The organism is Flexivirga sp. G2 (genome assembly GCF_055397625.1).
In genome coordinates, this window is sequence record NZ_AP039675.1 from 2,618,231 (window position 1) to 2,643,551 (window position 25,321).

25 protein-coding genes are annotated in these 25,321 nt (G+C 68.2%); 14 read left to right on the plus strand and 11 right to left on the minus strand.

Features of this window, described 5'->3' with window-relative positions; genetic code table 11:
* Window positions 1-76: 76 nt before the first annotated feature.
* Window positions 77-388 (minus strand): hypothetical protein, encoded by a 312-nt coding sequence (locus tag ACZ50J_RS12765; RefSeq protein ID WP_464297529.1) that lies wholly within the window; start codon window positions 386-388, stop codon window positions 77-79.
* 128 nt (window positions 389-516) lie between these two features.
* Between ACZ50J_RS12765 and ACZ50J_RS12770 the strand changes: the two genes are divergently transcribed.
* From ACZ50J_RS12770 to ACZ50J_RS12785, 4 genes are all read left to right on the plus strand, one after another.
* A complete protein-coding gene (locus ACZ50J_RS12770; protein WP_464297530.1) occupies window positions 517-2,886 on the plus strand; it encodes a tetratricopeptide repeat protein in 2,370 nt (789 codons plus the stop codon).
* Window positions 2,887-3,009: 123 nt separating this feature from the next.
* Window positions 3,010-3,762 carry an ABC transporter ATP-binding protein gene (locus ACZ50J_RS12775; protein ID WP_464297531.1) on the plus strand — a complete coding sequence of 251 codons (753 nt, stop codon included), beginning with the start codon at window positions 3,010-3,012 and terminating at the stop codon, window positions 3,760-3,762.
* Window positions 3,759-4,502, plus strand: a complete 744-nt coding sequence (locus ACZ50J_RS12780) for an ABC transporter permease (RefSeq protein ID WP_464297532.1) — start codon at window positions 3,759-3,761, stop codon at window positions 4,500-4,502. Before ACZ50J_RS12775 ends, ACZ50J_RS12780 begins: the two co-directional genes overlap by 4 nt.
* Complete coding sequence (locus tag ACZ50J_RS12785) at window positions 4,499-5,467, plus strand: COX15/CtaA family protein (RefSeq protein ID WP_464297533.1); 969 nt, start codon at window positions 4,499-4,501, stop codon at window positions 5,465-5,467. Before ACZ50J_RS12780 ends, ACZ50J_RS12785 begins: the two co-directional genes overlap by 4 nt.
* Before the next feature lie 18 nt (window positions 5,468-5,485).
* Here the strand turns inward: ACZ50J_RS12785 and ACZ50J_RS12790 are convergent, their stop codons facing one another.
* The 3 genes from ACZ50J_RS12790 to ACZ50J_RS12800 are packed head-to-tail and all read right to left on the minus strand — an operon-like array spanning window position 5,486 to window position 8,306.
* A complete protein-coding gene (locus ACZ50J_RS12790; protein WP_464297534.1) occupies window positions 5,486-6,076 on the minus strand; it encodes a NifU family protein in 591 nt (196 codons plus the stop codon).
* Window positions 6,073-8,016 (minus strand): ferrous iron transporter B, encoded by a 1,944-nt coding sequence (gene feoB / locus ACZ50J_RS12795; protein WP_464297535.1) that lies wholly within the window; start codon window positions 8,014-8,016, stop codon window positions 6,073-6,075. The genes ACZ50J_RS12790 and feoB overlap by 4 nt, the downstream gene beginning before the upstream one ends.
* The gene (locus ACZ50J_RS12800; RefSeq protein ID WP_464297536.1) at window positions 8,013-8,306 is read right to left on the minus strand and encodes a FeoA family protein; all 294 of its coding nucleotides are present in this window, start codon (window positions 8,304-8,306) and stop codon (window positions 8,013-8,015) included. The genes feoB and ACZ50J_RS12800 overlap by 4 nt, the downstream gene beginning before the upstream one ends.
* A 149-nt stretch (window positions 8,307-8,455) precedes the next feature.
* On the opposite strand from ACZ50J_RS12800, the gene ACZ50J_RS12805 reads away from it, so the two are divergent.
* On the plus strand, window positions 8,456-9,487 hold the full coding sequence (locus tag ACZ50J_RS12805; protein ID WP_464297537.1) for a class I SAM-dependent methyltransferase: 1,032 nt from the start codon (window positions 8,456-8,458) through the stop codon (window positions 9,485-9,487).
* Between the two features lie 17 nt (window positions 9,488-9,504).
* On the opposite strand, the gene ACZ50J_RS12810 is transcribed toward ACZ50J_RS12805, so the two are convergent.
* On the minus strand, window positions 9,505-10,719 hold the full coding sequence (locus ACZ50J_RS12810) for an MFS transporter (protein ID WP_464297538.1): 1,215 nt from the start codon (window positions 10,717-10,719) through the stop codon (window positions 9,505-9,507).
* Window positions 10,720-10,762: 43 nt separating this feature from the next.
* The gene (locus ACZ50J_RS12815; RefSeq protein WP_464297539.1) at window positions 10,763-11,734 is read right to left on the minus strand and encodes a heme o synthase; all 972 of its coding nucleotides are present in this window, start codon (window positions 11,732-11,734) and stop codon (window positions 10,763-10,765) included.
* 167 nt (window positions 11,735-11,901) lie between these two features.
* Here ACZ50J_RS12815 and tkt point away from each other — a divergent pair, with 167 nt between their 5' ends.
* The 6 genes from tkt to pgl are packed head-to-tail and all read left to right on the plus strand — an operon-like array spanning window position 11,902 to window position 20,010.
* The gene (gene tkt / locus ACZ50J_RS12820) at window positions 11,902-14,067 is read left to right on the plus strand and encodes a transketolase (protein WP_464297540.1); all 2,166 of its coding nucleotides are present in this window, start codon (window positions 11,902-11,904) and stop codon (window positions 14,065-14,067) included.
* A 2-nt stretch (window positions 14,068-14,069) separates the two neighbouring features.
* Window positions 14,070-15,188, plus strand: a complete 1,119-nt coding sequence (gene tal / locus ACZ50J_RS12825; protein WP_464297541.1) for a transaldolase — start codon at window positions 14,070-14,072, stop codon at window positions 15,186-15,188.
* Window positions 15,185-16,807 carry a glucose-6-phosphate isomerase gene (locus ACZ50J_RS12830; protein WP_464297542.1) on the plus strand — a complete coding sequence of 541 codons (1,623 nt, stop codon included), beginning with the start codon at window positions 15,185-15,187 and terminating at the stop codon, window positions 16,805-16,807. The genes tal and ACZ50J_RS12830 overlap by 4 nt, the downstream gene beginning before the upstream one ends.
* Window positions 16,804-18,348, plus strand: coding sequence for a glucose-6-phosphate dehydrogenase (zwf, locus tag ACZ50J_RS12835; RefSeq protein WP_464297543.1), 1,545 nt, complete (start codon window positions 16,804-16,806; stop codon window positions 18,346-18,348). The genes ACZ50J_RS12830 and zwf overlap by 4 nt, the downstream gene beginning before the upstream one ends.
* The gene (locus ACZ50J_RS12840) at window positions 18,345-19,271 is read left to right on the plus strand and encodes a glucose-6-phosphate dehydrogenase assembly protein OpcA (protein ID WP_464297544.1); all 927 of its coding nucleotides are present in this window, start codon (window positions 18,345-18,347) and stop codon (window positions 19,269-19,271) included. Before zwf ends, ACZ50J_RS12840 begins: the two co-directional genes overlap by 4 nt.
* A gap of 16 nt (window positions 19,272-19,287) precedes the next feature.
* Complete coding sequence (gene pgl / locus ACZ50J_RS12845; RefSeq protein WP_464297545.1) at window positions 19,288-20,010, plus strand: 6-phosphogluconolactonase; 723 nt, start codon at window positions 19,288-19,290, stop codon at window positions 20,008-20,010.
* Window positions 20,011-20,014: 4 nt separating this feature from the next.
* Here the strand turns inward: pgl and ACZ50J_RS12850 are convergent, their stop codons facing one another.
* Both ACZ50J_RS12850 and ACZ50J_RS12855 read right to left on the minus strand, forming a co-directional pair.
* Complete coding sequence (locus tag ACZ50J_RS12850) at window positions 20,015-21,346, minus strand: lipase family protein (RefSeq protein WP_464297546.1); 1,332 nt, start codon at window positions 21,344-21,346, stop codon at window positions 20,015-20,017.
* A gap of 116 nt (window positions 21,347-21,462) precedes the next feature.
* Entirely contained in the window at window positions 21,463-22,191 is a 729-nt protein-coding gene (locus tag ACZ50J_RS12855; protein WP_464297547.1) for an RDD family protein, read from the minus strand.
* A gap of 193 nt (window positions 22,192-22,384) precedes the next feature.
* Here ACZ50J_RS12855 and ACZ50J_RS12860 point away from each other — a divergent pair, with 193 nt between their 5' ends.
* Genes ACZ50J_RS12860 through ACZ50J_RS12870 form a run of 3 tightly spaced genes read left to right on the plus strand, consistent with a single transcriptional unit; the run spans window position 22,385 to window position 23,705 of the window.
* A complete protein-coding gene (locus tag ACZ50J_RS12860) occupies window positions 22,385-22,738 on the plus strand; it encodes an ArsR/SmtB family transcription factor (protein WP_464297548.1) in 354 nt (117 codons plus the stop codon).
* Window positions 22,735-23,223, plus strand: coding sequence for an SRPBCC family protein (locus ACZ50J_RS12865; RefSeq protein WP_464297549.1), 489 nt, complete (start codon window positions 22,735-22,737; stop codon window positions 23,221-23,223). Before ACZ50J_RS12860 ends, ACZ50J_RS12865 begins: the two co-directional genes overlap by 4 nt.
* Window positions 23,223-23,705, plus strand: coding sequence for a VOC family protein (locus ACZ50J_RS12870; protein ID WP_464297550.1), 483 nt, complete (start codon window positions 23,223-23,225; stop codon window positions 23,703-23,705). Before ACZ50J_RS12865 ends, ACZ50J_RS12870 begins: the two co-directional genes overlap by 1 nt.
* A gap of 9 nt (window positions 23,706-23,714) precedes the next feature.
* Here ACZ50J_RS12870 and ACZ50J_RS12875 read toward each other — a convergent pair whose 3' ends face one another.
* The 3 genes from ACZ50J_RS12875 to tpiA all read right to left on the minus strand — a co-directional run bounded on the left by ACZ50J_RS12875 (window position 23,715) and on the right by tpiA (window position 25,321).
* Window positions 23,715-24,065, minus strand: a complete 351-nt coding sequence (locus ACZ50J_RS12875; protein WP_464297551.1) for an RNA polymerase-binding protein RbpA — start codon at window positions 24,063-24,065, stop codon at window positions 23,715-23,717.
* A 50-nt stretch (window positions 24,066-24,115) separates the two neighbouring features.
* Window positions 24,116-24,358, minus strand: coding sequence for a preprotein translocase subunit SecG (gene secG, locus ACZ50J_RS12880; protein ID WP_464297552.1), 243 nt, complete (start codon window positions 24,356-24,358; stop codon window positions 24,116-24,118).
* A 144-nt stretch (window positions 24,359-24,502) separates the two neighbouring features.
* The gene (gene tpiA / locus ACZ50J_RS12885; protein ID WP_464297553.1) at window positions 24,503-25,321 is read right to left on the minus strand and encodes a triose-phosphate isomerase; all 819 of its coding nucleotides are present in this window, start codon (window positions 25,319-25,321) and stop codon (window positions 24,503-24,505) included.

The window sequence follows — 25,321 nt, forward strand, 5'->3', positions numbered from 1 at the left end:
GCGCCACCCAGAACGGGAGGCGCGGACCTTGATGTCACCTGACATCGAGGTCCGCGCCCGCACGATCAGACGTGAATCACCACACGGTCTTCATGCGCTGGAATGACGAGAAGATCCCACTGGACAGTTTGTACTTCTTCCCGGGCGCGACCGTCACAGTGACGTCCCGGCCGCGAGCGAAAACGGCCGTGACGCGGTGTGTCTTGTGACAGTCCTTACTCTGAATCTTGACGGATGTGCGCGTCTGGTCCCACGCAACCATGCAGTGATGCTCCGGGCCGAAAAACCATGCGACGGACGCGGACGCCGGCGGCGCAGCGACGACGGCGCCGGCGGCCAACGATCCGGCAACAGCGACGGATGTGACGAACTTCTTGAGTGAACGCACGACTGATTCCTCCCTCGGATACTTCTGACCTGTCCGACTCAACCCGAGCCGGCGCAGTACTGACCAGGAAGTAGAACCGGAATTTTCGACGGAACTTCCGGGTTCGGGCGCTGGTTACGCTGCTCCCCATGCCACAGCAGCCGGACGGTTCCAGCGCGTCGCACCTTGCGCGGTTGCGGCACGCGCGCGGGCTGAGCCAGGAGGAGTTGGCGGAACGGTCGGGTGTCAGCGCGCGCTCGATCCGCAATCTCGAACGGGGCGTCGTCGCGCGTCCTCGGCGCGCAACCCTCGAGGCGCTCGCCTCGGCGCTTGCACTGGACGACGAGACGGCTGAGGACCTCAACGCCGCCCTTCGTGGGCAGCCGACGCCGTACTTGTCCCGTCCTGCGCAACTGCCCGCGGCAGACACCGGCTTCATCGGACGCACGCAGGAGCTCGCGCAGCTGAATGACGCGTTGATGCCGACCGTCCGCCGCCCGGAAATACTCGTCATCGAGGGAAGCGGCGGTTTGGGGAAGACACAGCTCGCGCTCCACTGGGCACAGTCGGTGAAGTCCGCATTTCCCGATGGTCAGCTCTTCGCTCGCCTGCACGGCTTCAGCAGCGGATCCCCCACCGACGCCGAAGACGTCCTCGCCGACTTCTTGAGCGCCCTCGGAGTTCCGGCTGCTGCGATGCCGGGAAATCTGACTGCCCGTTCGGCACTCTTCCGCTCGATGCTGGCGGGAAAGAGAATGCTCCTCGTGCTCGACGACGCCGCCGATCACGACCAGCTCGAGCCGCTTCTGCCCGGAACGGGCAGTTGCACCACCCTGGTGACGACTCGACGTCGCATGGTTGCGATGGCGGCGCGATATGGCGCCGAGCGGGTCCAGCTCGGACCGATGAACGCGCATGATGCCGAGGCCATGCTCGCCGCCTCGGGAGTACCTGCAGGCACCGCCGCCCAACGCAGCCAAGTCATTCAAGCGTGCGGAGGGCTTCCTCTCGCACTGCGGATCCTGTCGTGCCAAGCACAGGACTTCGGCTGGTCCCACGTCCTCGACCGACTTGAGACCCAGGCCACTCTGGACGCCGTAAGTTCTGCAGCGGACGCCATGGACGTGCGTCAGGTGTTGTCGACCTCAGTGGAACCGCTCAGCCTTCCAGCGCTGGAGCTGTTCGCGTTGACCGGATTGGCGTCCACGCCGGACATCTCGTTGCACGCACTCGCAGCGATGGCGGATCGGACCGTGGCAGCGACCAAAGAGCTCGCCGGCGAACTCATTGCCCTTCACCTCGTGGGACCCCGGGGCGATCACTTGCTCGTTCACGATCTAGTGCAGCAGTACGCCATTCAACTCGTCACGGAATGGCCGCGCGAAGCCCGAGAGACCGCAGAGGAACGATTGGCCGCGTTCATCGTCGACGTTGCCGAGGCTGCTAGTCGAGACCGCCGCCCGCTGACGGCCAAGATGTCCTTGCCGCGCCGCGCCGGCCCGGAGACGTTACGGCTACCGACCCGCCCGATGGACTGGTTGAAGGCGCACCCCGCACATCTGCGGGACGCGATCGACCACGTATGCGCGCAGCGCACCGGGGGGCTCGCTCTGCGACTTGCCGACGCGGTCGGCGATCGCCTTGCCCATATGACGCACGAATTCGACGCACGAGGGCTGTACGCGGCCGGCGCGCAGTCTGCACGGGCAGCACGGGACGACGCGGGACTCAGCCGCTGTCTGGGGCAACTCGGTCAGCACAAGGCGCGCAACGGTGACTGGCTTGCCAGCGAAGAGCTCCTGCATGAGGCGCTCGGACTCGCCCAGCAGATCGGCGACGCCCTCAGCGAGGGTGGCATTCAGATCGCCTTGGCACAGTCGCACTACCTCGTCGGGCGATACGAGCGCGCGCTGGAGGCGCTCCAGCGCGGGATCGACCTTCTCCAACAAGGCGGGCGGGCGGTCCCGTCCGAGATCGCGATGAACAACATCGCACTCCTCTTGACGCAGCTCGGCAGGTACGAGGAGGCCGACGCGCTGATGCAGCAACTGCTCGAGCGTGACCCATCTGAGAGTCGGTTCGACTCGCGCAGCATCACCTTCAGCAACATCGCCGGAGTCCAGCTCCTGAGAGACAACCCCCACGACGCTAGTCATTCGTTCGAGGAAGCGTTGCGCATCGGCCGCACCAGCAGCGACCACACCGTATTGGCGGGGACTCTCCTCGACCTCGCGAAGGTGCAGGTGCTGATGGGCGAACTCGTCCGCGCCGAGGAATCGTTGGCAGAGACCGAGACTCTCCTTCCTACGGCGGCAACTCCGCGACTTCGGAGTTCTGTCGACAACTGCCGCGGAGAACTGGCAGCCGCACGCGGTGAGCTGCCTCTCGCACAGGAGCGCTTCTCGGCAGCCGCCGAACGCGCCCGCAGATGCCATGACCGTCAAGAATTGGAACGCGCCATCATGGGTCTGCGCGCCCTTTCGACCTCGGCGTCGGGTGCGCGGTCCCCCTCACCCTGACCACCCCGGAACCGACGGATTCACGTGACGGCGTTCACTTCTCGCTAAGCGTCCGTGGCACGCCTCGTCCATGAGTCAGGGCACGGCGCGACCTATCGACGCCACGACCTACACTTGACGGTCGTGAGTGCTCCCGTTCTGCCGGTCGTCGTCGACGGGGTGACACACCACTACGGCAGCAAGCTCGCACTCGACAACATGAGTTGGAGCGCCCCGCAGGGTGCGATCACCTGCGTGCTCGGACCCAACGGCGCGGGCAAGACCACGGTCATGGAGATGGCCGAGGGTTTGCGCCGACCCGAGTCCGGTCGGATCCGCGTGCTCGACGCCGACCCGTGGACCGCCGACGCCGCCCACCGCCGTCGTGTCGGAGTCATGTTGCAGGACGGCGGCCTGCCGGCGTCGGTCAAACCGCTGCGCCTCCTCGAACACTTCGCGACCCTGTATGACGCACGGGACGAATTCCCCGCCCTGGTCGAGCAACTCGGCATCGACGAGTTCCGCCATACGTCGGTCCGGCGACTGTCCGGCGGACAACGTCAGCGGGTCGCGATGGCGGCCGCGCTCATCGGCCGGCCCGACGTCGTCTTCCTCGACGAACCGAGCGCGGGACTCGACCCGCACGCCCGGTTGGACGTCTGGGATCTGATCCGGCAGACCGCGGACCGCGGAGCCTGCGTCGTGGTGACGACCCATTCGTTCGAGGAGGCCGACCGACTGGCCGACCAGGTCATCATCGTCGCGGCCGGCTCGGTCGCGGCCCACGGCACGGTCGCCGAGGTCAGCGGGACCGCAGGGCTCGAGGACACCTACTTCGCTCTCACCCGAAGCGATCGCACCCACACCGACACCCGAGGAACGAGGGGATCGGCATGAGTTCCCCGGCCGTGCGTGCCCGCAGCCAGGCGGCGTTCGAGGCGCGGATCCTGCTGAGCAACGGCGAGCAACTGCTGGTCTCCCTGTTGCTGCCGGCACTCGCCCTCGTCGGCCTGGCGCTCAGCAGCAGTCCCAGCCTCGGTCCCGGCCGCCGCGTCGACATCGTCGTACCCAGCGTTCTCGCTCTCGCGGTCGTCTCGACCGCGTTCACCGGCCAGGCGATCGCGACCGGCTTCGACCGGCGGTATGGCGTACTGCGCCTCCTGGGTGTCACACCGCTCGGCAGATCCGGCCTGCTCGCCGGGAAGGCGCTCGCGGTGCTGCTGATCGTGGCCCTGCAGTCGGTCCTGCTGGCCGTGCTCGGCGCCTGTTTCGGCTGGCATCCCGATCCGTTCGGTGTCGTCGTCGGTCTGATGCTGATGCTGGTCGGCACGTGGACCTGGGTGGCGCTGGCGTTGTTGATCTCCGGCGTGCTGCGCGCCGAGGCGGTCCTCGCGGTCGCCAATCTGCTGTGGGTGATGTTCGCCGCTGTCGGCGGGTTGCTCTACCCCACCGATGAGCTCCCCGACGCGGTCGGCGTGATCGTGCGACTGCTGCCGTCCGGAGCGCTCGGCGACGGCCTGCGCGACGCCATGGCCGGGCACTTCGGTTCGCTCGGTGAGCCCGTCGCGGTGCTGCTGGTGTGGGGCGCGGCAGCCACCGCCCTGACTGCTGCAACCTTCCGATGGGACGACCGATGATCACCGAATCGCTGCCGGACACCGAGACCCGTGGGTCCAGCGCCGGCTGGTCGCCTCTCCCGCCGCGCGAGCCGGTGACCGGGACGACCGCATGGCTGCATCGTCTGTTCTGGCTGAACCTCGTCGTCGAGATCCTGATCGTCGCGACGGGCGGGCTGGTTCGGCTGACCGCGAGCGGCCTGGGTTGCCCGGACTGGCCGCAGTGTGTGCCCGGCTCGCTCACCCCGGTGAAGCACCAGGAGCAGTCCTGGCACAAGTACATCGAGTTCGGCAACCGGACGCTGACGAGTGTCGTCAGCATCGTCGCGCTCGCCCTGCTCATCGCGGTCGTCGTCGACCAGCGCAAGGGGTCCGGCCGGCGGGGGTTCTGGCCGCCGGTCGCGCTCATTCTGGTCGGCATCGCCGTACAGGCGGTCGTCGGCGGCATCTCGGTCCGCACCGGTCTCAATCCCGCGATCGTCGCGACACACATGCTCGCCTCGATGGTGCTGGTCAGCGCCTCCGCCTGGCTGGTCTACCGCTCCCGCGAGACCGACGACCGACCGACATCGCTGACACCGGCGCCGGTTCGCGTGCTCGCCGCGGTGACCGCGTGCGTGCTCGGCGCCGTCCTGGTCCTCGGCACGCTGGTCACCGGCTCCGGACCGCACTCCGGCGACGACGCCGAACATCCCGCCCGGCTGCATTTCGACCTGCGAACCGTCACCTGGCTGCACGCAGACACCGTCATGCTGCTCACCGGGCTCGTCGTGGCGATGCTGATGGCGACGTTGCTGGTGGCCCGCCATACGCGCGGACCGCAGGCATGGGGCTGGGTCCTCGGACTCATCGTCGTCCAGGGCATCGTGGGTTACACGCAGTACTTCCTGGAGGTGCCCGGCCAGCTGGTGGAGGTCCACATGATCCTTGCCTGTCTGCTGGTGACCACGACCACCTGGGCAGTCCTCAGCCTGCGCAAGCGCTGAGCCGGGCCGGCCCGCTGGTCAGGCGCCGCGCCGCCGGATCGTGAACAACCGCAGGCCGTTCCGCGGCTCACTGTTGGTCGCGGTGATCTCCCGCAACGCCGGGTGCCTGCGGCGCACCTCGGCCTCGAGCCGGTCGTGCAACGTGATGCCGGTCGCCGGGCAATGACCGCAGGTCCCCTCGAAGGTCACCACCACCCGACCATCCGCGACCGATGCCACCGTCACCCGACCGCCGTGCGACCGGACGTAGTCACCCGCCTCCCCGGCGAGGACTTCACGCACCGCGGACGCTAGCAGTGCGTCGGGACCGCACTGAGCATCGTCGTGCGGCCGCCAGCCGCCATCACCGATCGACGTCGCGAGCGCGTCCCGGACCGCCGGAAGCCGGTCGCCCCACCGTTCGCCGTCGCACAACTGGATGAGCACCGCGCACGACTCGCACTCGATCTCGCGGATGACTCCGGCCGTGACCAACTCGCCGAGTGCGCCCGGAGCCGACAGCACCGGCCCCGCGAACGGGACCACGCCAGGCGGCAGCATCCAGCGCACCATCTGTTCGTCGCCGGCGATCAGCTCAGGGTGCATCGGCAGGGTCGCCGCGACGCTCATGCCAGCGCTCCCACCACGACGTGCACGATCCACGCCGCTGACCAGGCGAGCACGAACATGTAGCCGAACGCGATCGCCGGCCAGCGCCAGGTGCCCGTCTCACGGCGCATCACCCCGATCGTCGACATGCACTGCAGGGCGAACAGGAAGAAGGTCAACAGCGCCGCCGTGGTCGGTGCGTCGAACAGCTTCTCCTGGTGACCGTTCCGGTCCGTGGTCATGTGCTGCAGCGTCTTCTGCGGCGATTCAGGGTTCTCCGCAGCCGCCACCTGGCCGAGCGTCGCCACGAACACCTCACGCGCCGAAAGAGACGCCAGCACACCGACATTCACCCGCCAGTCGAAACCGAGCGGCTCGAAGGCGGGCTCGACCGCCTTACCGACGTCGGCCGCGAGACTGTGGTCGAGAACGTATGCCGAGGTCGCCGCCGAACTCGTGGTGTCCACACCCGCGCGCTGCATCTCCGCGGTCCCCCGCGTCGGCAGGTTGAGCAACAGCCACAGGACGATGGTCACCACGAGGATGATCCGGCCGACCTTCTGCAAGAACGCCTTGCTGGAGTCCCAGACGGCGAACGCGACCGAGCGCCAGCGCGGCAGGCGGTAGCTCGGCATCTCCATGTAGAACGGCAACACGGCTCCGTGCCGGCCGGTGATCCGCTTGAACACCCACGCCGTCGCCATCGCCGCGAGCGCGCCGACCAGGTAGAGGACGAACATGACGACGCCTTGGGCACCGAACGGACCGACGGCCGCCGACGACGGGACGAGCAGTCCGACCAGCAGCACGTAGACGGTCAACCGCGCCGAACAGGTCATCAGCGGTGCGCCCATCATGGTGGCGATCCGGTCCCGCGCCGAGGGCAGCGAACGGGTCGCCATGATGCCGGGTATGGCGCACGCCCAGGCCGACAGCAGTGCCACGAAGGCGCGGCCCTCGAGCCCGGCACGGGCCATCAGCCGGTCCATCAGGAACGCCGCCCGGGACAGATATCCACTGCCCTCCAGGATCGCGATCATGAGGAACAGCAGGGCGATCTGCGGGACGAAGACCATCACGCTGCCGACGCCGCCGATCAATGCGTCGCCGACGAAGCTACCGACCCAGCCGTCGCCGAGATGGGTGTGCGTCCACGATCCGGCGTCGTCGAACCACGACTGCACCAGGTCCTGCAGCGGGGTCGCCAGCGTAAAGATGACCTGGAAGAACAGGAACATGGTCGCAGCGAAGATGAGGGTTCCGAGGATCGGGTGCAACAACACGGCGTCGATGCGCCGTGTTCTCGAGTCGACACTCGGCGACCGGTAACGGGCACCGTCGAGCACGGACTTCGCCCACGCCCTCGCCTGGACACGGTCAGCCGGTGGGGGCAGCGACGCTGCCGCCCAGTCATTCACCGTCGCAAGACGTTCGCGCAGGGCGGCGAGTGCGTCACGGTCCCCCGCCGGCACGGCGAGCACGGGCACGCCGAGGGCACGCTCCAGGGCCGCGATATCGACCGACCCCATGCGCCGGTGCAGGTCGTCACCGAAGGTCACCACCACCGTTGCCGGCAGGCCGGTGTTGAGCGCCTGGCCCACCAGGGTCAGGGAACGCTCGATCGTGGTTGCGTCGAGCAGGACCAGCAGGGCGTTCGGGGTGGTGAGCCCCTCGGACGTGCCGTCCAGGACGTCTCGCACCACTTCTTCGTCGGGACTGATCGGATCCAGACTGTAGGTGCCGGGCAGGTCCTCGATGACGACGTCACCGGCCGGAGTGTGTGCGGAGCCCTCGTAGCGAGCGACAGTCACACCGGGATAGTTGCCGGTCTTCGCACGCAGTCCGGTCAGGGCATTGAAGAGCGTCGTCTTACCGGAGTTGGGGCTGCCGAGCAGAGCAACTCGGCTCGTGCCGGCGGTGACTGCGGTCAGTGTGCCGCCGGCCGGTTCGCAGTGGCTCACCGACGAACGACGCGGAGCTGGCGGGCGTGCTCGCGACGCACCGCGAGCTCATAGCCCGCCACGCTGTAGACGAACGGGTCGCCGAGCGGCGCCCGACGCAGCACCGTCACCTCGGCCCCGGCGCAGAAGCCGAGGTCTTCGAAGCGCCGGATCGTGGACGGCTCCAGCGCGGCGTTCCATCCGATGATCACGCCGGACTGCCCTGGTCTCAGCTCTGCGAGCGAGTGCTCCGCGCCGGCCTGCGGATCGATCCGTCCGTCGAGCGGGCGGTCTTCGGTCACCGTCGTCATCGTCACCTCCTGGCACCGGGGATCAGGTTTGCTTAGGGCAGCCTACCCTCCGTTGATGGCGCCTTCGCAAGCGCGGCAGCGCCACACAGGTGGCGGCAAGGACGGCGTCCTACCGTGAGCGGCACCGTCGTCAGACAGAAGGGAACTCCATGTCCATCCGGTCGGCAGTCGGGACCGCACTGCGCAACACCGTCGGGCGCTCCGGAACGGAGCAGCTCCGACGCCGAGAGGTCGCGATCCGGTCGAGCCTCGCCCGCCGGCTGGCGCCGCAGGTCGGCCCCGAGCCCACGCAGACTTCTTCGCGGCCGTCCGAAGCGGGGAGTCCGACTCGACAGGAGACGATCGCCGCGCTCGGGCGCGCGGGTGTCGAAGGCCTGGGCGCCGGCTCGAAGCCACCGGCCGGATTGACGTGGGCCTCGCCCGATCCGTTCGAACACTCCCCCAGCGGGATGCACAAGCACACGCTGTTGGCGACGATGCACGATCTGCTCGAGCCCCGGACCTACTTCGAGATCGGTGTCGACCAGGGTCAGAGCCTGACGCTGTCGAACACTCGCTCCATCGCTGTCGATCCGGCATACCGGATCACCCGACCGCTCCACTGCGACGTGCGCACGTTCCTCCGGACCAGCGACGAATTCTTCGCAATGGCAGACAGTTTCGACCATTTCCGGGGCGTCCCGACCGATCTGGCGTTCATCGACGGCATGCACCTCGCGGAGTTCGTGCTCCGCGACTTCATGAACACCGAGAAGCACATGTCCCCCGGCGGCGTCATCATCCTCGATGACATGCTTCCGCGAAACTCGTTGGAAGCACAGCGGATTCGGCGCACCCTCTCGTGGGCGGGCGACGTCTACAAGGTGCACGACGTGCTTCGGCGGCATCGACCGGACCTGACGCTGGTGCCGATCAACACGGAACCGACGGGCAGCTACCTCGTCGTCGGACTCGACCCGACGTCGACCCTCCTGGACGAGGTCTACGCCGCAGAGCTGCCCACCCTCCACTCCGCGGATCCGCAGCGGGTGGACAGCGAGTGGGTACGACGCACACACGCCTACGACCCGAAGGCAGTCCTGTCCGCGCCGATCTGGGCGGACCTGCGGACGTTGCGGGATCAGGGTGCGGACGCGGACGAATTCGCCGACTTGTGGCGACAGTTGCGAGCCTTGCGCTGAGCAACTGCGCGGACCGTTCAGTCGACCGCGAGCCGTTCCCGTCGAAACGGTGAGGCCAGCAGCAGAGCCGCGACTGCGGCGAACACGATCGCGGCGACCCAGACCGCCATCCGGGTGCCGCTCGCCGCGATGAACAAGCCCGCGAGTGGTGCGATGACGACGATGACCGTGCGATTGGCCGCACGCATGGTGATGTTGACCCGAGCCTGCAGGTGGTCGGCGGTCATCGCCTGTCGGTAGCTCATCTCGTGCGAGTTGCCCATACCCATTGCCAGACCGTGAGCGCATTGCCCGATGCCGAGCACCGCCGTCGCCGGCCAGCCGCCCGTGCCGAGACCGGCGAGGGCCATCACGGCCACACCGACCGCGCTGATCGTATGGGCGGCGATGACGGCGCCGCCGGTACCCAGCCATCGACCGGCCCGCGTGCTGACACCCGCTCCGATGATGGCGCCGACGCCGGCCAGTGCCGTCGCGACGCCGAACTGGAACGCCGACAGATGGAGGGTGCGCAGCGCGAACGTCGGTATGGCGACGCCGAGCAGCGAGTTCGCGGCGAACCACAGGTGGGTGCCGGTCGCCAGCCACCGCTGCGCACCCGGGCGGTATACCCAGCGGACACCTTCGCGGATGTCGTCGCGCACCCTCGATCGAGTGGTGGCTCCTACTGCCGGCACCGGCGGCAGACTCGCCATCATGGTCGCCGAGAACAGGTAGCTCGCGGCGTCGACCAACAGCGCCCACGGGGCACCGAAGAGCTTGATCAGCGCTCCCGCCAGCGTCGGACCCGCGGTCTGCGACACGGCGGACGAGCCGTCGAGTCGGGCGTGTGCTCGCTGCAGCTGATGCCGTGGCACCAGGGTCGGCAGGTAGGCCATCGACGCTGCGTCGTTGAAGAGCGCGGCAGCGCCATACAAAAGGACGATCGTGAGCAGCACCGGTATCGACAGCACGCCGACCGCCCAGGCCGCCGGGATCGCCGCGATCAGCAGTGCGCAGGCCAGATCGGTGCCGACCATCATGGTGCGGCGCCGACTTCGGTCGACGATGACTCCCGCGAAGAGGCCGAGCACGAGATACGGCAGCCAGCGTGCGGCGTTCAACCAGCCGACGTCCTGTGCGCCGCCGTGCAGCGTCCGAAGGACCAGGAACTGCAGTCCGACCAGGGTGACGTAGGTGCCGAACGTCGAGACCGTCTCACCGAGCCACAGGCGACCGAACGGCCGTGGCATTGCCGCTGGTGGTGCCGCCCCGGGCATCTGGCGTCGGTCCGGGTCAGTGCAGCGCGATGTGCAGCAGCGGGTCGATGGCGACCGCCACGAAGACCAGGGTCAGGTAGCTGATCGAGTAGTGGAACAGCCGCATCGGCTTGAGCACCTTGTATGACGCACCGCCGCGCGCACGATGCAGCAGCAGGTGCGCTTCGCGCAGGAACACCGCACCCGAGATCAGGGCGATGGCCGTGTAGATGACGCCCATGTCGGCGACGGGGATCAGCGCCACCGTGGTCGCGACGGTCACCCAGGTGTAGATCACGATCTGTCGTGCGACCGCGACGTCCTCGGCGACGACCGGCAGCATCGGCACACCGGCGTTGGCGTAGTCGTCGCGGAACCGCATCGACAGCGGCCAGTAGTGCGGTGGTGTCCAGAAGAACACGACCAGGAACAGCACGATGGCCGACCAGCTCACCGAGTTGGTCACCGCGGACCAGCCGATGAGGGTCGGCATACAGCCGGCGATGCCGCCCCAGACGATGTTCTGGGAGGTACGGCGCTTGAGCAGCAGCGTGTAGAACCCGACGTACAGCGCGATCGCGCCGAACGACAACGCCGCGGACAGCCAGTTGACCAGCAGTCCCAGCCACAGCACCGAGATCGCGCCGAGCACCACCCCGAAGATCAGGCCGGCGCGTGGCGAGATTGCACCCGTGGCCAACGGACGGCCCTCGGTCCGGTGCATCAGCCGGTCGATGTCGCGGTCGAGGTAGCAGTTGAGCGCATTCGCCGAGCCGGCCGACAGGGACCCGCCGATGAGCGTCGCGAGGATGAGCCAGACGGACGGGACACCCCGGTCTGCGAGGAACATCACCGGGAACGTCGTGACCAGCAGCAGCTCGATGATGCGCGGTTTGGTCAGCGCCAGATAGTCGCGCAACACGACACCGAACGACTTCGGCGGGCGGGGTTCGAGGGTGCGGTCGGCGGTGGCGCGGCCTTCGGCCGAGCGCGGCTCGATCGCAGTCACTCTCGTCACTTCCGTTAGTCGTGGGATCGCGTGCCGGGTGGGGATCTCACCACCTGAACTGCGGGCAGTCTATCCCGCTCGGGGACTTTGCTTACCGCCTGGGTGGCAGGGCTAGGCTCGGGTCCGAAAGAACCAGACCGGTCGACTATTCGTGGGAGCAATCTGCCGTGAGCCAGGACACCTCATCCACCACCGGACGTCGGGACCCAGCACTCGCTGAGCCCGTCGCCACCAAGGCCGGCTGGACGCCGGTCGACGTTCGCGCGGTCGACACCGTGCGAGTGCTCGCCGCCGACGCCGTGCAGAAAACCGGCAACGGCCACCCGGGCACCGCCATGAGCCTGGCACCCCTCGCCTACCTGCTCTACCAGAACGTCATGCGCATCGATCCGAGCGACCCGCACTGGATCGGCCGGGACCGGTTCGTGCTCTCCTGTGGCCACTCGAGCCTGACCCAGTACATCCAGCTCTACTTCTCCGGCTACGGCTTGGAGCTGAAGGACCTCGAGGCCCTGCGCACCTGGGACTCGCTGACCCCGGGTCACCCGGAGTACGGCCACACCGACGGGGTCGACATCACCACCGGACCGCTCGGCTCGGGCATCGCCTCCGCCGTCGGTATGGCGATGGCACAGCGTCGCGAGCGCGGTCTCCTCGACCCGGACGCCAAGGCCGGCGAGAGCCCGTTCGACCACCACGTATGGGCCATCGCGTCCGACGGTGACCTGATGGAAGGTGTGTCGGCAGAGGCGGGTTCGCTGGCCGGGCACCAGCAGCTGGGCAACCTCATCGCGTTCTACGACCAGAACCAGATCTCCATCGAGGACGACACCGACGTGTCGTTCACCGAGGACGTCGCAGGCCGCTACGAGGCCTACGGCTGGCACGTGCAGACCGTCGACTGGCGGCCGGGCGCCAAGCCGGACAGCGACCGCGACAGCTACACCGAGAACGTCGACGACCTGCTCGACGCCATCGAACAGGCCAAGTCCGTCACCGACAAGCCGTCGCTGATCTGCCTGCGCACCATCCTCGCCTGGCCCGCCCCGACCAAGCAGGGCACCGGTAAGGCGCACGGCAGCGCGCTCGGCGACGAGGAGGTCGCCGGCACCAAGAAGCTGCTCGGCTTCGACCCGGAGAAGTCGTTCGAGGTCGACGACGAGGTCATCGAGCACGTTCGCAAGGTCAAGGACCGCGGGCAGCAGGCGCACGCCGAGTGGGAGAAGTCCTACCAGGCCTGGCGCGCCGCCAACCCGGACAATGCGAAGCTGCTGGACCGGCTCGTCAAGCGTGAGCTGCCGCCGAACTTCGCGTCCGCCTTCCCGGAGTTCGAGCCGGACGCCAAGGGCATCGCCAGCCGCGCCGCCTCCGGCAAGATCCTGACCGCTCTCGCACCGGTGCTGCCGGAGTTGTGGGGCGGCTCCGCCGACCTCGCCGAGTCCAACAACACCACGATGGAGGGCGAGCCGAGCTTCGTCCCGGAGAACTGGCAGACCGGCGCCTGGAAGGGCGGGCCCTACGGCCGCACCCTGCACTTCGGCATCCGCGAGAACGCCATGGGTATGGCGCTCAACGGCATCGCGCTGGAAGGTCTGACCCGCCCGTACGGCGGCACCTTCCTTGTCTTCTCCGACTACATGCGTCCGGCGGTCCGCCTCGCGGCGATCCAGAAGCTGCCGGTGACGTTCGTGTGGACACACGACTCCATCGGCCTGGGCGAGGACGGCCCGACCCACCAGCCGATCGAGCACCTCGCCGCCCTGCGCGCGATCCCGGGCCTGGACGTCGTCCGCCCGGCCGACGCCAACGAGACGGCAGTCGCGTGGCGCACGATCCTGGAGCACACCGACCGCCCGGCGGGCCTCATCCTGTCCCGTCAGGCCCTGCCGACCCTGGACCGCTCCGAGTACGCCTCGGCCGAGGGCGTGGCGCGCGGCGCCTACGTGCTCGCCGACACGGACGGCACACCGGACGTCATCCTGGTCGCGACCGGTTCCGAGGTCGGCCTGGCGCTCGACGCCCGGAAGGCTTTGGCCGAGCAGAACGTTGCAGCTCGTGTGGTGTCCATGCCCAGCCGCGAGTGGTTCGAGGCGCAGGACGACACCTACCGCGAAGAGGTGCTCCCCAAGGCGGTGAAGGCGCGGGTCAGCGTCGAGGCGGCGACGCCGTTCGGCTGGCACGACATCGTCGGCGACGCGGGACGCACTGTCGGCATCGACCACTTCGGCGCCAGCGCCGCGGGGGCCGTGCTGATGGAGAAGTTCGGCTTCACGGTGGACGCAGTGGTGTCCGCCGCACAGGACTCGATTCAGGCAGCTACAGGAGGCAACTGAAGATGGCAAACACGAACACGCAGGCACTGAGCGACCTCGGCGTCTCGATCTGGCTGGACGACCTGAGCCGTTCGCTGATCAGCAGCGGTGACCTGGAGAAGCTCGTCTCGGACAAGAACGTCGTCGGGGTGACGACCAACCCGACGATCTTCGCCTCGGCGTTGTCGGACGGCTCGGCATACAACGAGCAGGTCGCGGAGCTGGTCAAGGCCGGCACCGACGTCGACGACGCCGTCTTCGAGATCACCACCCGTGACGTCCACAACGCGTGCGACGTGCTGCGCCCGGTGTATGACGCCACGGACGGTCTCGACGGCCGGGTGTCCATCGAGGTGGACCCGCGCCTGGCACGGGACACCGACGGCACGATCGCCATGGCCAAGCAGCTGTGGGCCAAGGTCGACCAGCCCAACGCGATGATCAAGATCCCGGCGACCGAGGAGGGCCTGCCGGCGATCACCGCAGTGCTCGCCGAGGGCATCAGCGTCAACGTCACGCTGATCTTCTCGCTGGAGCGCTACCGCGGCGTCATGAACGCCTTCCTCACCGGTCTCGAGCAGGCCAAGCAGGCCGGCAAGGACCTGTCGAAGATCCGCTCCGTCGCCTCGTTCTTCGTCTCCCGTGTCGACAGCGAGATCGACAAGCGCCTCGACGCGATCGGCTCCGACGACGCCAAGTCGCTCAAGGGCAAGGCCGGTGTCGCCAACGCTCGCCTCGCCTACCAGGCGTTCGAGGAGGTCTTCAGCACCCCGCGCTGGAAGACCCTCGCCGACGACGGCGCGCACACGCAGCGTCCGCTGTGGGCATCGACCGGCGTCAAGGACCCGGCCTACCCCGACACGATGTATGTCGTCGACCTGGCGGTGCGGGACACGGTCAACACGATGCCGCCCAAGACCCTCGACGCGGTCGCGGACCACGGCGAGCTCTCCGGCGACCAGGTGACCGGCAACTACGCCGACGCCGCGGGCGTGCTCGACGCGCTCGACAAGCTCGGTGTCTCCTACGCCGACGTCGTGCAGGTCCTGGAGACCGAGGGCGTGCAGAAGTTCGACAAGTCCTGGGACGAGCTGCTCGGCTCGGTCAAGGGTGAGCTGGAGAAGGCCGGGGCGACGCTGTGAGCGCTGCCGGTCTCGCGGTGACAGCGGCCGGCGCCGCTGCGGATGCCGTCACGAAGCACGTTCCCTCGCTGGTTGCCGACGGGGTCGCCGGCAAGCTGTTCGCGCAGGACGCGACGCTGTGGGGTCCGGACGCCGAGTCCGAGGCCGGCAAGCGCTTGTCCTGGGTGGGCCTGGGTGCGTCCTCGCGACCGTTGGTCGCCGAAATCGAAACGCTACGAGGCAAACTCGGCGACAAGGGCCTCGACCACGTCGTGCTCTGCGGCATGGGCGGCTCGTCGCTCGCGCCGGAGGTCATCTGTGAGTCGGACGGCGTCTCGCTGACGGTGCTGGACTCCTCGCAGCCGGACATGGTCCGCGCCGCGTTGCAGGACCGCCTCGAGCAGACGGTCGTCGTCGTGTCGTCGAAGTCCGGCTCGACGGTCGAGACCGACTCGCAGCGGCGCATCTACGAGAAGGCCTTCCAGGACGCCGGGATCGACCCGGCGGAACGGATCGTCGTGGTCACGGACCCGGGCAGCCCGCTCGACAAGGAGGCCCGGGAAGCCGGATACACGGTCTTCAACGCCGACCCCGACGTCGGTGGTCGCTACTCCGCGCTCACCGCGTTCGGTCTGGTCCCCAGTGGCCTGGCCGGCGCCGACATCGGCCGGCTGCTCGACGAGGCCGAGGCCGTCACCGGCGCGCTGGCGGCCGACGACGAGGCCAACCCGGCGCTGCGCCTGGGCGCGGCACTCGGCGGCACCAGCCCGTTGCGGGACAAGGTCGTGCTGATCGATGCCGGCACCGCGGCCGTCGGCTTCGGTGACTGGGCCGAGCAGCTGATCGCCGAGAGCACCGGCAAGAACGGCAAGGGCCTGCTGCCCGTCGTCGTGGGTGACTCCCCCACCGGCAACCAGCTCGCCGACGAGCTCTTCGTGCGGCTGGTCGCAGCTGACGACGACGCGCAGCCGTCGGGTGACGCTGTCGTCAACGTCGGCGGATCGCTCGGCGGCGCGATGCTGCTCTGGGAGGCGGCGGTCGCCGTCGCCGGACGGCTGATCGGCATCAACCCGTTCGACCAGCCCGACGTCGAGAGCGCCAAGGCTGCCGCCCGCGAGTTGCTCAGCGCCGGCACGGGGTCGGCGGATGCGCCGGCATACACCGACGGCGCCGTCGAGGTCCGCAGCGCGGGCCCCGCGTTCCTCGGGGACTCCTCGACCGTCGCCGACGCTCTGCAGGCGCTGTTCGCACAGCTGCCGAAGGACGGTTACCTCGCCGTCATGGCGTATGTCGACCGGATCGCCGACCAGTCCCTGGCCGACGTGCGAGTTCCGTTGGCCCGCAAGCTCGCCCGGCCGGTGACGTTCGGTTTCGGCCCGCGCTTCCTGCACTCGACGGGGCAATACCACAAGGGCGGACCGGCCAACGGGATCTACCTGCAGGTCACCACCGTGCCGACCGAGGATCTGCCGATCCCGGGACGCGAATTCACCCTCGGCAACTTCATCGACTCGCAGTCCGGTGGCGACGCCAAGGTCCTCGCCGACCACGGCCGACCGGTCCTGCAGTTGCACCTGACCGACCACGAAACCGGCCTGGCGCAGTTGCAGCATGCGATCGCGGAGGTCACCGGCGAATGAGTCCCGCCCGTGTGGCGCCGGGAGTGAACCCACTGCGGCAGGCCGACGACCGTCGGCTGCCGCAGATCGCCGGGCCGTGCGCCCTCGTGATGTTCGGTGTCACCGGTGATCTGGCCCGCAAGAAGTTGCTGCCCGCGATCTACGATCTGACCAACCGCGGCCTGTTGCCACCGGGCTTCTCGCTCGTCGGTTTCGCACGTCGGGACTGGGAGGACCAGGACTTCGCGCGCATCGTGAAGGACGCGGTGCAGGCCGGCGCCCGCACGCCCTTCCGCGAGGAGGTATGGCGCAACCTCGAGGACGGCCTGCGCTTCGTGCACGGCAGTTTCGACGACGCCGAGGCATTCGACGAGCTCGCGACGACCTTGCGGCAACTCGACGAAGAGCGCGGCACCGACGGCAACACGGCGTTCTACCTGTCGATCCCGCCGGGTGCCTTCGAGACCGTCTGCTCGCAGTTGGACCGCTCCGGGTTGGCACGACCGAAGAACGGCTCCTGGAGCCGGGTGGTGATCGAGAAGCCGTTCGGCCACGACCTGGCCAGTGCGCGCGAATTGAACGCCACCCTGGAGCGGGTCTTCCCGGCCGACGCGATCTTCCGGATCGACCACTACCTCGGCAAGGAGACGGTCCAGAACCTGCTGGCGTTGCGGTTCGCAAACCAGCTGTTCGAGCCGGTCTGGAACGCCCACTACGTCGACCACGTGCAGATCTCGATGGCCGAGGACATCGGCATCGCCGGCCGCGCGGGGTACTACGACGGCATCGGTGCCGCGCGGGACGTCATCCAGAATCACCTGCTGCAGTTGCTCGCCCTCACCGCGATGGAACAACCGAACTCCTTCGGTGCGAACGAGTTGCGTGCCGAGAAGGAGAAGGTCCTGGCGGCCGTCCGGCTGCCCGCCGACCTGGCCACGGCCACCGCACGTGGGCAGTACACCGACGGGTGGCAGGGCAGCGAGAAGGTCATCGGTTACCTCGCCGAGGACGGTATCGACCCGAAGTCGACCACCGAGACGTATGCCGCGATCAAGCTCGACGTGCACACCCGGCGTTGGGCCGGTGTCCCGTTCTACCTGCGCACGGGCAAGCGATTGGGCAAGCGGGTCACCGAGATCGCAGTGATCTTCAAGCGCGCGCCGCACCTGCCGTTCGCCGACACGGCGACCGAGGAGCTCGGGCAGAACGCCATCGTCATCCGGGTCCAGCCCGACGAGGGCACCACGATCCGCTTCGGGTCGAAGGTCCCGGGTGCCGGTTCGATGGAAGTCCGTGACGTGACAATGGATTTCGGCTACGGAAGCGCCTTCACCGAGTCCAGCCCGGAGGCCTACGAACGTCTCATCCTGGATGTGCTGCTGGGCGAGCCACCGCTCTTCCCGCGCCACGAGGAGGTCGAGCTGTCCTGGCAGATCCTCGACCCGGTCGAACGTTTCTGGGCCCGCAAGGGCAAGCCCGAGGGTTACGAGGCCGGCACCTGGGGTCCGCGCAGTGCGGACCAGTTGCTCGCCCGCGACGGACGTGAGTGGAGGCTGCCGTGATCGCCGAACTGCCCGACACGACGACCAAGGACATCAGCAAACAACTGGTGCGCCTGCGCAACCAGTCCGGCACGATGACGCTCGGTCGCGTGATGACCCTGATCATCGTGGTCGACGAGGCCGACGCCGACGAGGCGCTGGAGTGCGCCGTACAGGCCAGCCGGCAGCACCCCAGCCGGATCATCGCACTGGTCTCCGGCACGGCGCGGGGCGCCAGTCGACTGGACGCCGAGGTCCGGGTCGGCAACTCCACGGGTGGCAGCGAGGTCATCGTGCTGCGCTTGTTCGGTGAGCTCACCAAGCACGGAGCCAGTGTCGTGACGCCGTTGCTCGCGGCCGACACTCCCGTGGTCGCGTGGTGGCCCAATGTCGCCCAGGACGTCGCGTCCTCCCCCATCGGCCGGCTCGCCGGCCGGCGGATCACGGATGCGTCGCTCACCAAGAGTCCGCGAAAGGCATTGCAGCGCAGGCGTGACGACTACGCCGGTGGCGACACCGACATGGCATGGTCGCGCACCACCAGGTGGCGTGGTCTGCTGGCGACGGCACTCGACCTGCCGCCGTTCGAGCCCGTGACGGAGGTGACGGTCACCGGCGCCTCGGATTCGGCCAGCACCGACCTGTTGGCGGGCTGGCTCGCCGTACGGCTCAAGTGCCCGGTGCATCGGGCACAGTCCAAGGCCGGGACCGGGCTGGTCAACGTCCGCATGGAGCGCAAGTCCGGCCCGATCGAGCTGGTTCGGCCGGATCGACGGACCGGCACGCTCACCCAGCCGGGTCAGCCGGAGCGGCACCTCGATCTGACGCGTCCGGGCACCGCCGAGTCGCTGGCCGAGGAACTCAACCGGCTCGGTGAGGACGTGGTCTACAAGGAGGCCCTGACCAAGGGGTTGCCACGCGTCACGGACGTCCGCTCGAAGTAGCTCTGGAAGGCAAGGCATGACCATCGAGAAGCGCGAGACCAAGGACGCACTGGGCACGGCGATCTCCGATCGTCTTGTCGCGGAGATCGTTGCCGCGCAACGGGATCGGGGCGTCGCGCACATCGTGCTCACCGGTGGCTCGATGGGTGGTTTGTCGCTGCAGTCGTTGCCCGACGCGACCGGTGTCGACTGGTCGGCGGTGCACTTCTGGTGGGGTGACGAACGCTTCGTGCCTGCCGGCGACGCCGACCGCAACGATCTCGAGGCCGACCGGGCGGCGCTGTCCGCTCTGCCGGTGCCCGCCGAGAACGTCCATCGGGTCGCGGGTCCGGACGAGGTCGCGGATGCTGAGGAAGCCGCTGCGGCATACTCGGCGGCGATCCGGGCACCGAAGCCGGGCGACGGAGTCTTCGACGTGGTGATGCTCGGCATGGGTCCGGACGGGCACGTTGCGTCGCTCTTCCCGCAGCACGCGGCGCAGCGGACCGAGAACGCCATCGCGATCGCCGTCCACGACTCCCCCAAGCCGCCACCGGACCGGGTGTCGCTCACCTTCGAGTGCCTCAATCGCAGCCGTCAGGTGTGGCTGCTGGTCGCCGGCGCCGAGAAGGCCGAGGCGGTCGCCGCAGCGCATGCGCCGCACGTCGATCGGTGGGACGTCCCCGCGTCCGGGGTACACGGTCAGGACGACACGATCTGGTGGGTGGACTCCGCAGCCGCCGCCGACCTGCCCGGCTGATCGATCAGCTCTTCGCGGTCAGGGGTTCGCCTGCCGACCGCCGGTGCGTCAACGTCGAGCAGTTGTCGGGAGCGGGCGCGCCGGCCCAGCGCCGTTCCGTCCAGCTGATGAGTTGCGGCAGGAACGGCGAATTGCCCTTGGCGACCCCGCTGTGGTTGCGACCGGGGTACTGCCGGTAGTCCAGGCGCTGTCCGCTGTCGCACAGACCCTTGGCATAGGCGCGCTGCATCGTGGGCAGGATCAGTGAGTCGTTGCCGCCCTGTGCGATGAGCAGCGGCGTGCTGCCGGTGCCGGTAGGGGTGTTCTCCCGCAACCGCTGTCCGAGTGGGCCGCTGAGTGGCGACCGGCTCAGCAGTGTCGGACCGGTCCCGTTGGCCATGGCGTTCTGAACGACCAGGTTGCCGGCGGTCGTGCACCGCTCGGATGCCGCGCGCACCAGTTCCTGTCCGGTCGGCGTCAGGTAGTCGTCCATCCGCACGTCCGGGTACGCAGCGGCATACGCCGTCATGATGTAGGCCATGAACACCATGCCGCCGCGTACGTCGTTCATCCGCGCGGCGACCGCCGGCATGTCACTGGTCGGTGCGATGGCTGCGACGCCCACCAACGGCACGTCCGGAGCGTAGGCGCGCTGGATCTGCCCCGCCCACAGCGCTGCACCGCCGCCCTGCGAATGTCCCCAGACCACAGTCCTGTTCGACGCCGACACCTGATGCAGCTGTCGAGTCGCGCGCACCGCATCGAGGACGGCCCGACCTTCGCTGCGACCGATCAGGTACGGCTGGGGGCCGTCGGTGCCCATGCCGATGTAGTCGGTCGCGACCAGCACCCAGTGGCGCCGGATCACCTGTCCGAGCTCCTGCCGGATCCCCGACCCGAACGGTTGCGGGAAGAGGCTCGGCGCACAGGCCTGGGCGTAGCCCGACGTGCCGTGTGCCCACGCCAGCACCGGATGCCGGCCGGCCGGAGCATTCTTGCCGAGCAGGACGATCGCACTGGCCACCGCGTTCGTGCCGTCGGCCCGCGTCGTCGTGTAGAGGATGCGCCATGCGCGCGCCGTGGACGGTATGCCGCGGGTGAAGAGCTCGGACCGCAGCAGCTGCCCCGGTCGGACCTGGGTCCGGCTCACCGGACTCGCCGTTGCCGAGGAGGGGGCTTCGTAGAACGCGTCGACGCTCGGGGACGCCCGGTGTTGCGAGTATCCGACGACCAGCAGGGCCAACACGACGAGCACCGCTGTGGCACTGCCGATCATGCGTCGGACGGATCGCCGCTCGCGCTGCGGCGCGAGGCCGGTGCTGCCGGACTCGCGCCGGGCATGCCAAGGCACGTTCATGAAATTGGACCCCCCGGACCCCGTGCACGCCCGCCGGGCGTGCCTGATAAGGGCTTCATGATACCGGCCGGTGGTGGGTTCCCGTCGCCGCTACCCCCGCGTGCCGCCGGTCGAGTTCAGCGCTTCTCGTCGGGCAACGTGCCCTTGATGACGATCGTGTTCATCACCTTGTCGGAGAACGTCTGGCGCTTGGCGTCCCACAACGGCCACAGGTAGCCGAGGTCACACAGCACGCTGTCCAGAAAGTGCGCCAGGTCGCGCACGAACGCCATACCCGTGCCGATGGGCCGGCCGGTCCGCTCGTCGATCAGGGTGATGCCGAGCACGCGCTTGCCGATCGACTGACCCCTGCCGCCCTTGATCCAGCGGTTCCAGATCAGCAGGCCGATCATCACGGCGAAGCCCAACAGCATCAGCAACACCAGGGCCGGCGAGATGCTGCCTGCTTCGTGAGCCGAATAGCAGGAGTCGGGGTTGGTGCTGTCGAAGCACCGGGTCGTCGTCTTCGAGGAGGAGATCAGCTGCACGTATCCGGGAATGAACAGCAGGTAGCCGGGCAACAGCACCAGCCCGTCGATCAGATAGGCACCGACCCGCTGCCCCCAGTGGGCCAGCGGCGGCAGCGGGCCGCCGAACTGCTGCGGTCCGCCGTAGTAGGGCTGTTGTCCGTACGGCGCCTGTGGTTGGCCGTATCCCTGCGGTGCGCCGTACTGCGGTGCGCCGTACTGCGGCTGCTGACCGTACGGCTGTTGCTGACCGTACTGCGGCTGCCCGCCATACGGCTGCTGCTGACCGTAGGGCTGCTGACCGCCCTGCGGAGTCGAGTAGGGATCGTTCGTGCTCATCGGGGCGCCCCTTGGAAGTCGTCGTGCGGGTGTGTGGATGCACGGAGCAGACGTACTGGCGAACGACCCGGTTCCGTAGCGGTCACTGTTCCCCATGCACCCTTTCTCAACCAAGTGGTTGACGGCCTGCACGAGACCGCCTAGATTGTCCTTATTCAACCAATCGGTTGAATAATTCGAAGGAAGTACGTAGATGGACCAGCTCTCCCAGGTGTTCGCGGCGCTCGCCGACCCGACGCGGCGCGACATCGTCGCTCGACTGACCGAGGCGGACGCCACCGTCGGCGAACTCGCCGCCCCGTATGACGTGAGCATCCAGGCCGTGTCCAAGCACCTCAAGGTGTTGGAGGGCGCCGGCCTCGTCTCGCGCAGCAAGCAGGCGCAGCGCCGTCCGGTCCATCTCGAGGCGGAGGTCTTCGACCTGATGAAGAAGTGGATCGAGCGCTACCAGCGCCAGGCCGAGCAGCGTTACCAGCGGTTGGACGCACTGCTCGACGAACTCAACGACCGCACCAGCAGTTCCGATCAGAAAGGCCATGCATCATGAGCAGCACCGACACCCGTGAAGCCGTGATCGAAGCGGACGAGAAGGTTCCGATCATTCGAATCACCAGGGACTTCAACGCGACTCCGGCGCAACTGCTGAGGGCGCACACCGACCCTGCGCTCTACGCCCGCTGGGTCGGGCCGGACGGCATCAGCACCGAGATCGACTACTGGGATGCCCGCACCGGCGGCAGCTGGCGCTTCCTCAACACGCATCACGGCGAGGACTACGCGTTCCACGGGAGCTTCCACGAGGTCAGCGACACCCGCATCGTGCAGACCTTCACCTGGGAAGGTATGCCGGACGGAGTCTCTCTGGAAACACTGACCTTCGAGGATCTCGGCGACGGCCGCACCCGGCTGCACGCCCAGTCACTCGTCGAGTCCTTCGAAGCGCGCGACGGCTGGCTGGCCAGCGGCATGGAGGTGGGCGTCAACGACGGCTACGCCAAACTCGACGCCATGTTGTCGGAGGGGGCACTCTGATGGGCGCCGTGCAGTCCGCGATCCAACCGTGTCTGTGGTTCCACGACAACGCGGAGGAGGCGATGAACTTCTACGTCGACCTCTTCCCGAACTCGAGCATCGACGGCATCGAGAGGTACCCCGACGAGTCCCTCGACAAGCACTACGAGGGTATGTCGGGCAAGGTGATCAACGGCCGGTTCACCCTCAACGGAGTGCCGTTCATCTGCCTCGACGGCGGTCCCGCGTTCACCTTCAACGAGGCCGTGTCGTTCACCGTCGCGTGCGCCGATCAAGCGGAGATCGACCGCTACTGGCAGGCACTGTCCGCCGTTCCCGAATCGGAGCAGTGCGGCTGGTGCAAGGACAAGTACGGCGTGAGCTGGCAGATCCTGCCGGCGAACCTCGGCGAACTGATGACCGGTCCGGCCGCCATACAGGCGTTGATGGGCATGCAGAAGATCGTGATCGCCGACCTGCAGGCCGCGACCGACGCCTCCTGAGGCGTCGGACTACTGGATCAGGCCGCGCTGGCGCAGCGTGTCCAGCGCCTCGTCGAGGATGACCGCGCCCTCTTCGTCGGAGCGACGCTCCTTCACGTAGGCGAGGTGTGTCTTGTACGGCTCGGCGCGCGGCGCAGCGGGCGGATTCGCCTCGTCCTGACCGGCCGGCAGACCGCAGCGTGGGCAGTCCCACGTCTCCGGCACCGCGAGACCCGGCTCCTGAGCGAAGCTCGGCCGGGTCTCGTGGCCGTTCGAGCACCAGTAGGACACGACCACGCGGGGAGCTGCATCGCCGCGCTCTGCCTCACCCATCGGGCCGGCTCCAACACGACTACCACGAATTGCATTGCCACCGGCCACGATTGCTCCTTGACAGCGTCGGGGGTTGGTACGGAGAAGAAGTGGTGCGACTACTGGAAACGCGCGACGAGGCCGAGACCCACGATCGCTGCGACCCAGATGATGCTGGCGATGATGGTCAACCGGTTGAGGTTGCGCTCCGCGATCGACGAGCCACCGAGGCTGCTGCTGACGCCGCCGCCGAACATGTCGGAGAGACCGCCGCCCTTGCCCTTGTGCATCAGAATCAGCAGCACCAGGAAGAGGCTACTGATGACCACGACTGCCTGGAGCGCGATGCGCATGCCGTCCACGCTGGAGACTCACCTTCACGTCGAGAAGAACTGAAACGGCGCCGACCCGGGCACCTCGGACAACGTTACACGGCCGACCGGCCGAAAGCCGCGTCGACAGCGCTGTCCGGGCACCCACTCAGCGTGTGTGGCCAGGGCACCGGGTCAGAGCACTGCGCCCTGGTGCGCCTTGAACCGGCAGATCGCGGCGAACTCGGCCGGATCGAGGGAGGCCCCGCCGACCAGTGCGCCGTCCACGTCGTCGCGGGCCATGATCGACGCGACGTTGCCGGACTTGACCGATCCGCCATACAGGAAGCGGACCTGGTCGGCGATCTCCGCCGAGTGCAGCTCGGCGACGGTGTTGCGCAGCGCGGCACATGCCTCCTGCGCGTCGTCCGGGGTCGCGACCTCACCCGTGCCGATCGCCCAGATGGGTTCGTAGGCGACCACCATGCCGGCGACGTCGCTCGCCGCGATGCCGTCGAGCGCCGCGGTCAGCTGGGCGACGATGTGGTCGACCTGACCGCCCTCCTTCCGGACCTCGAGCGGTTCCCCGACGCACAGGATCGGGGTCAGTTCGTGCCGGAGCGCCGCCTTCACCTTCCCGTTGACGATCTCGTCGGTCTCGTGGTGGATCGTCCGCCGCTCGCTGTGGCCGACGATGACATAGGAGCAGCCGAGCTTGGCCAGGAACTCCCCCGAGATGTCACCGGTGTAGGCGCCGGAGTCGTATGGCGACAGGTCCTGGGCGCCGAGCTGCAACTTGAGACGGTCACCGTCGATCAGGGTCTGCACCGACCGGATGTCGGTGAAGGGCGGGATCACGGCGACTTCTGTCTCGTCGTGGTTGTGCCGCTTGTCCTTGAGCGTCCAGTCGAGCTTCTGGACCACCACGGTCGCCCGCTGATGATCCAGGTTCATCTTCCAGTTGCCGGCGATCAGCGGGATCCGGCCCGCCGGGGTGTCCTTCGTGGCCGCCAC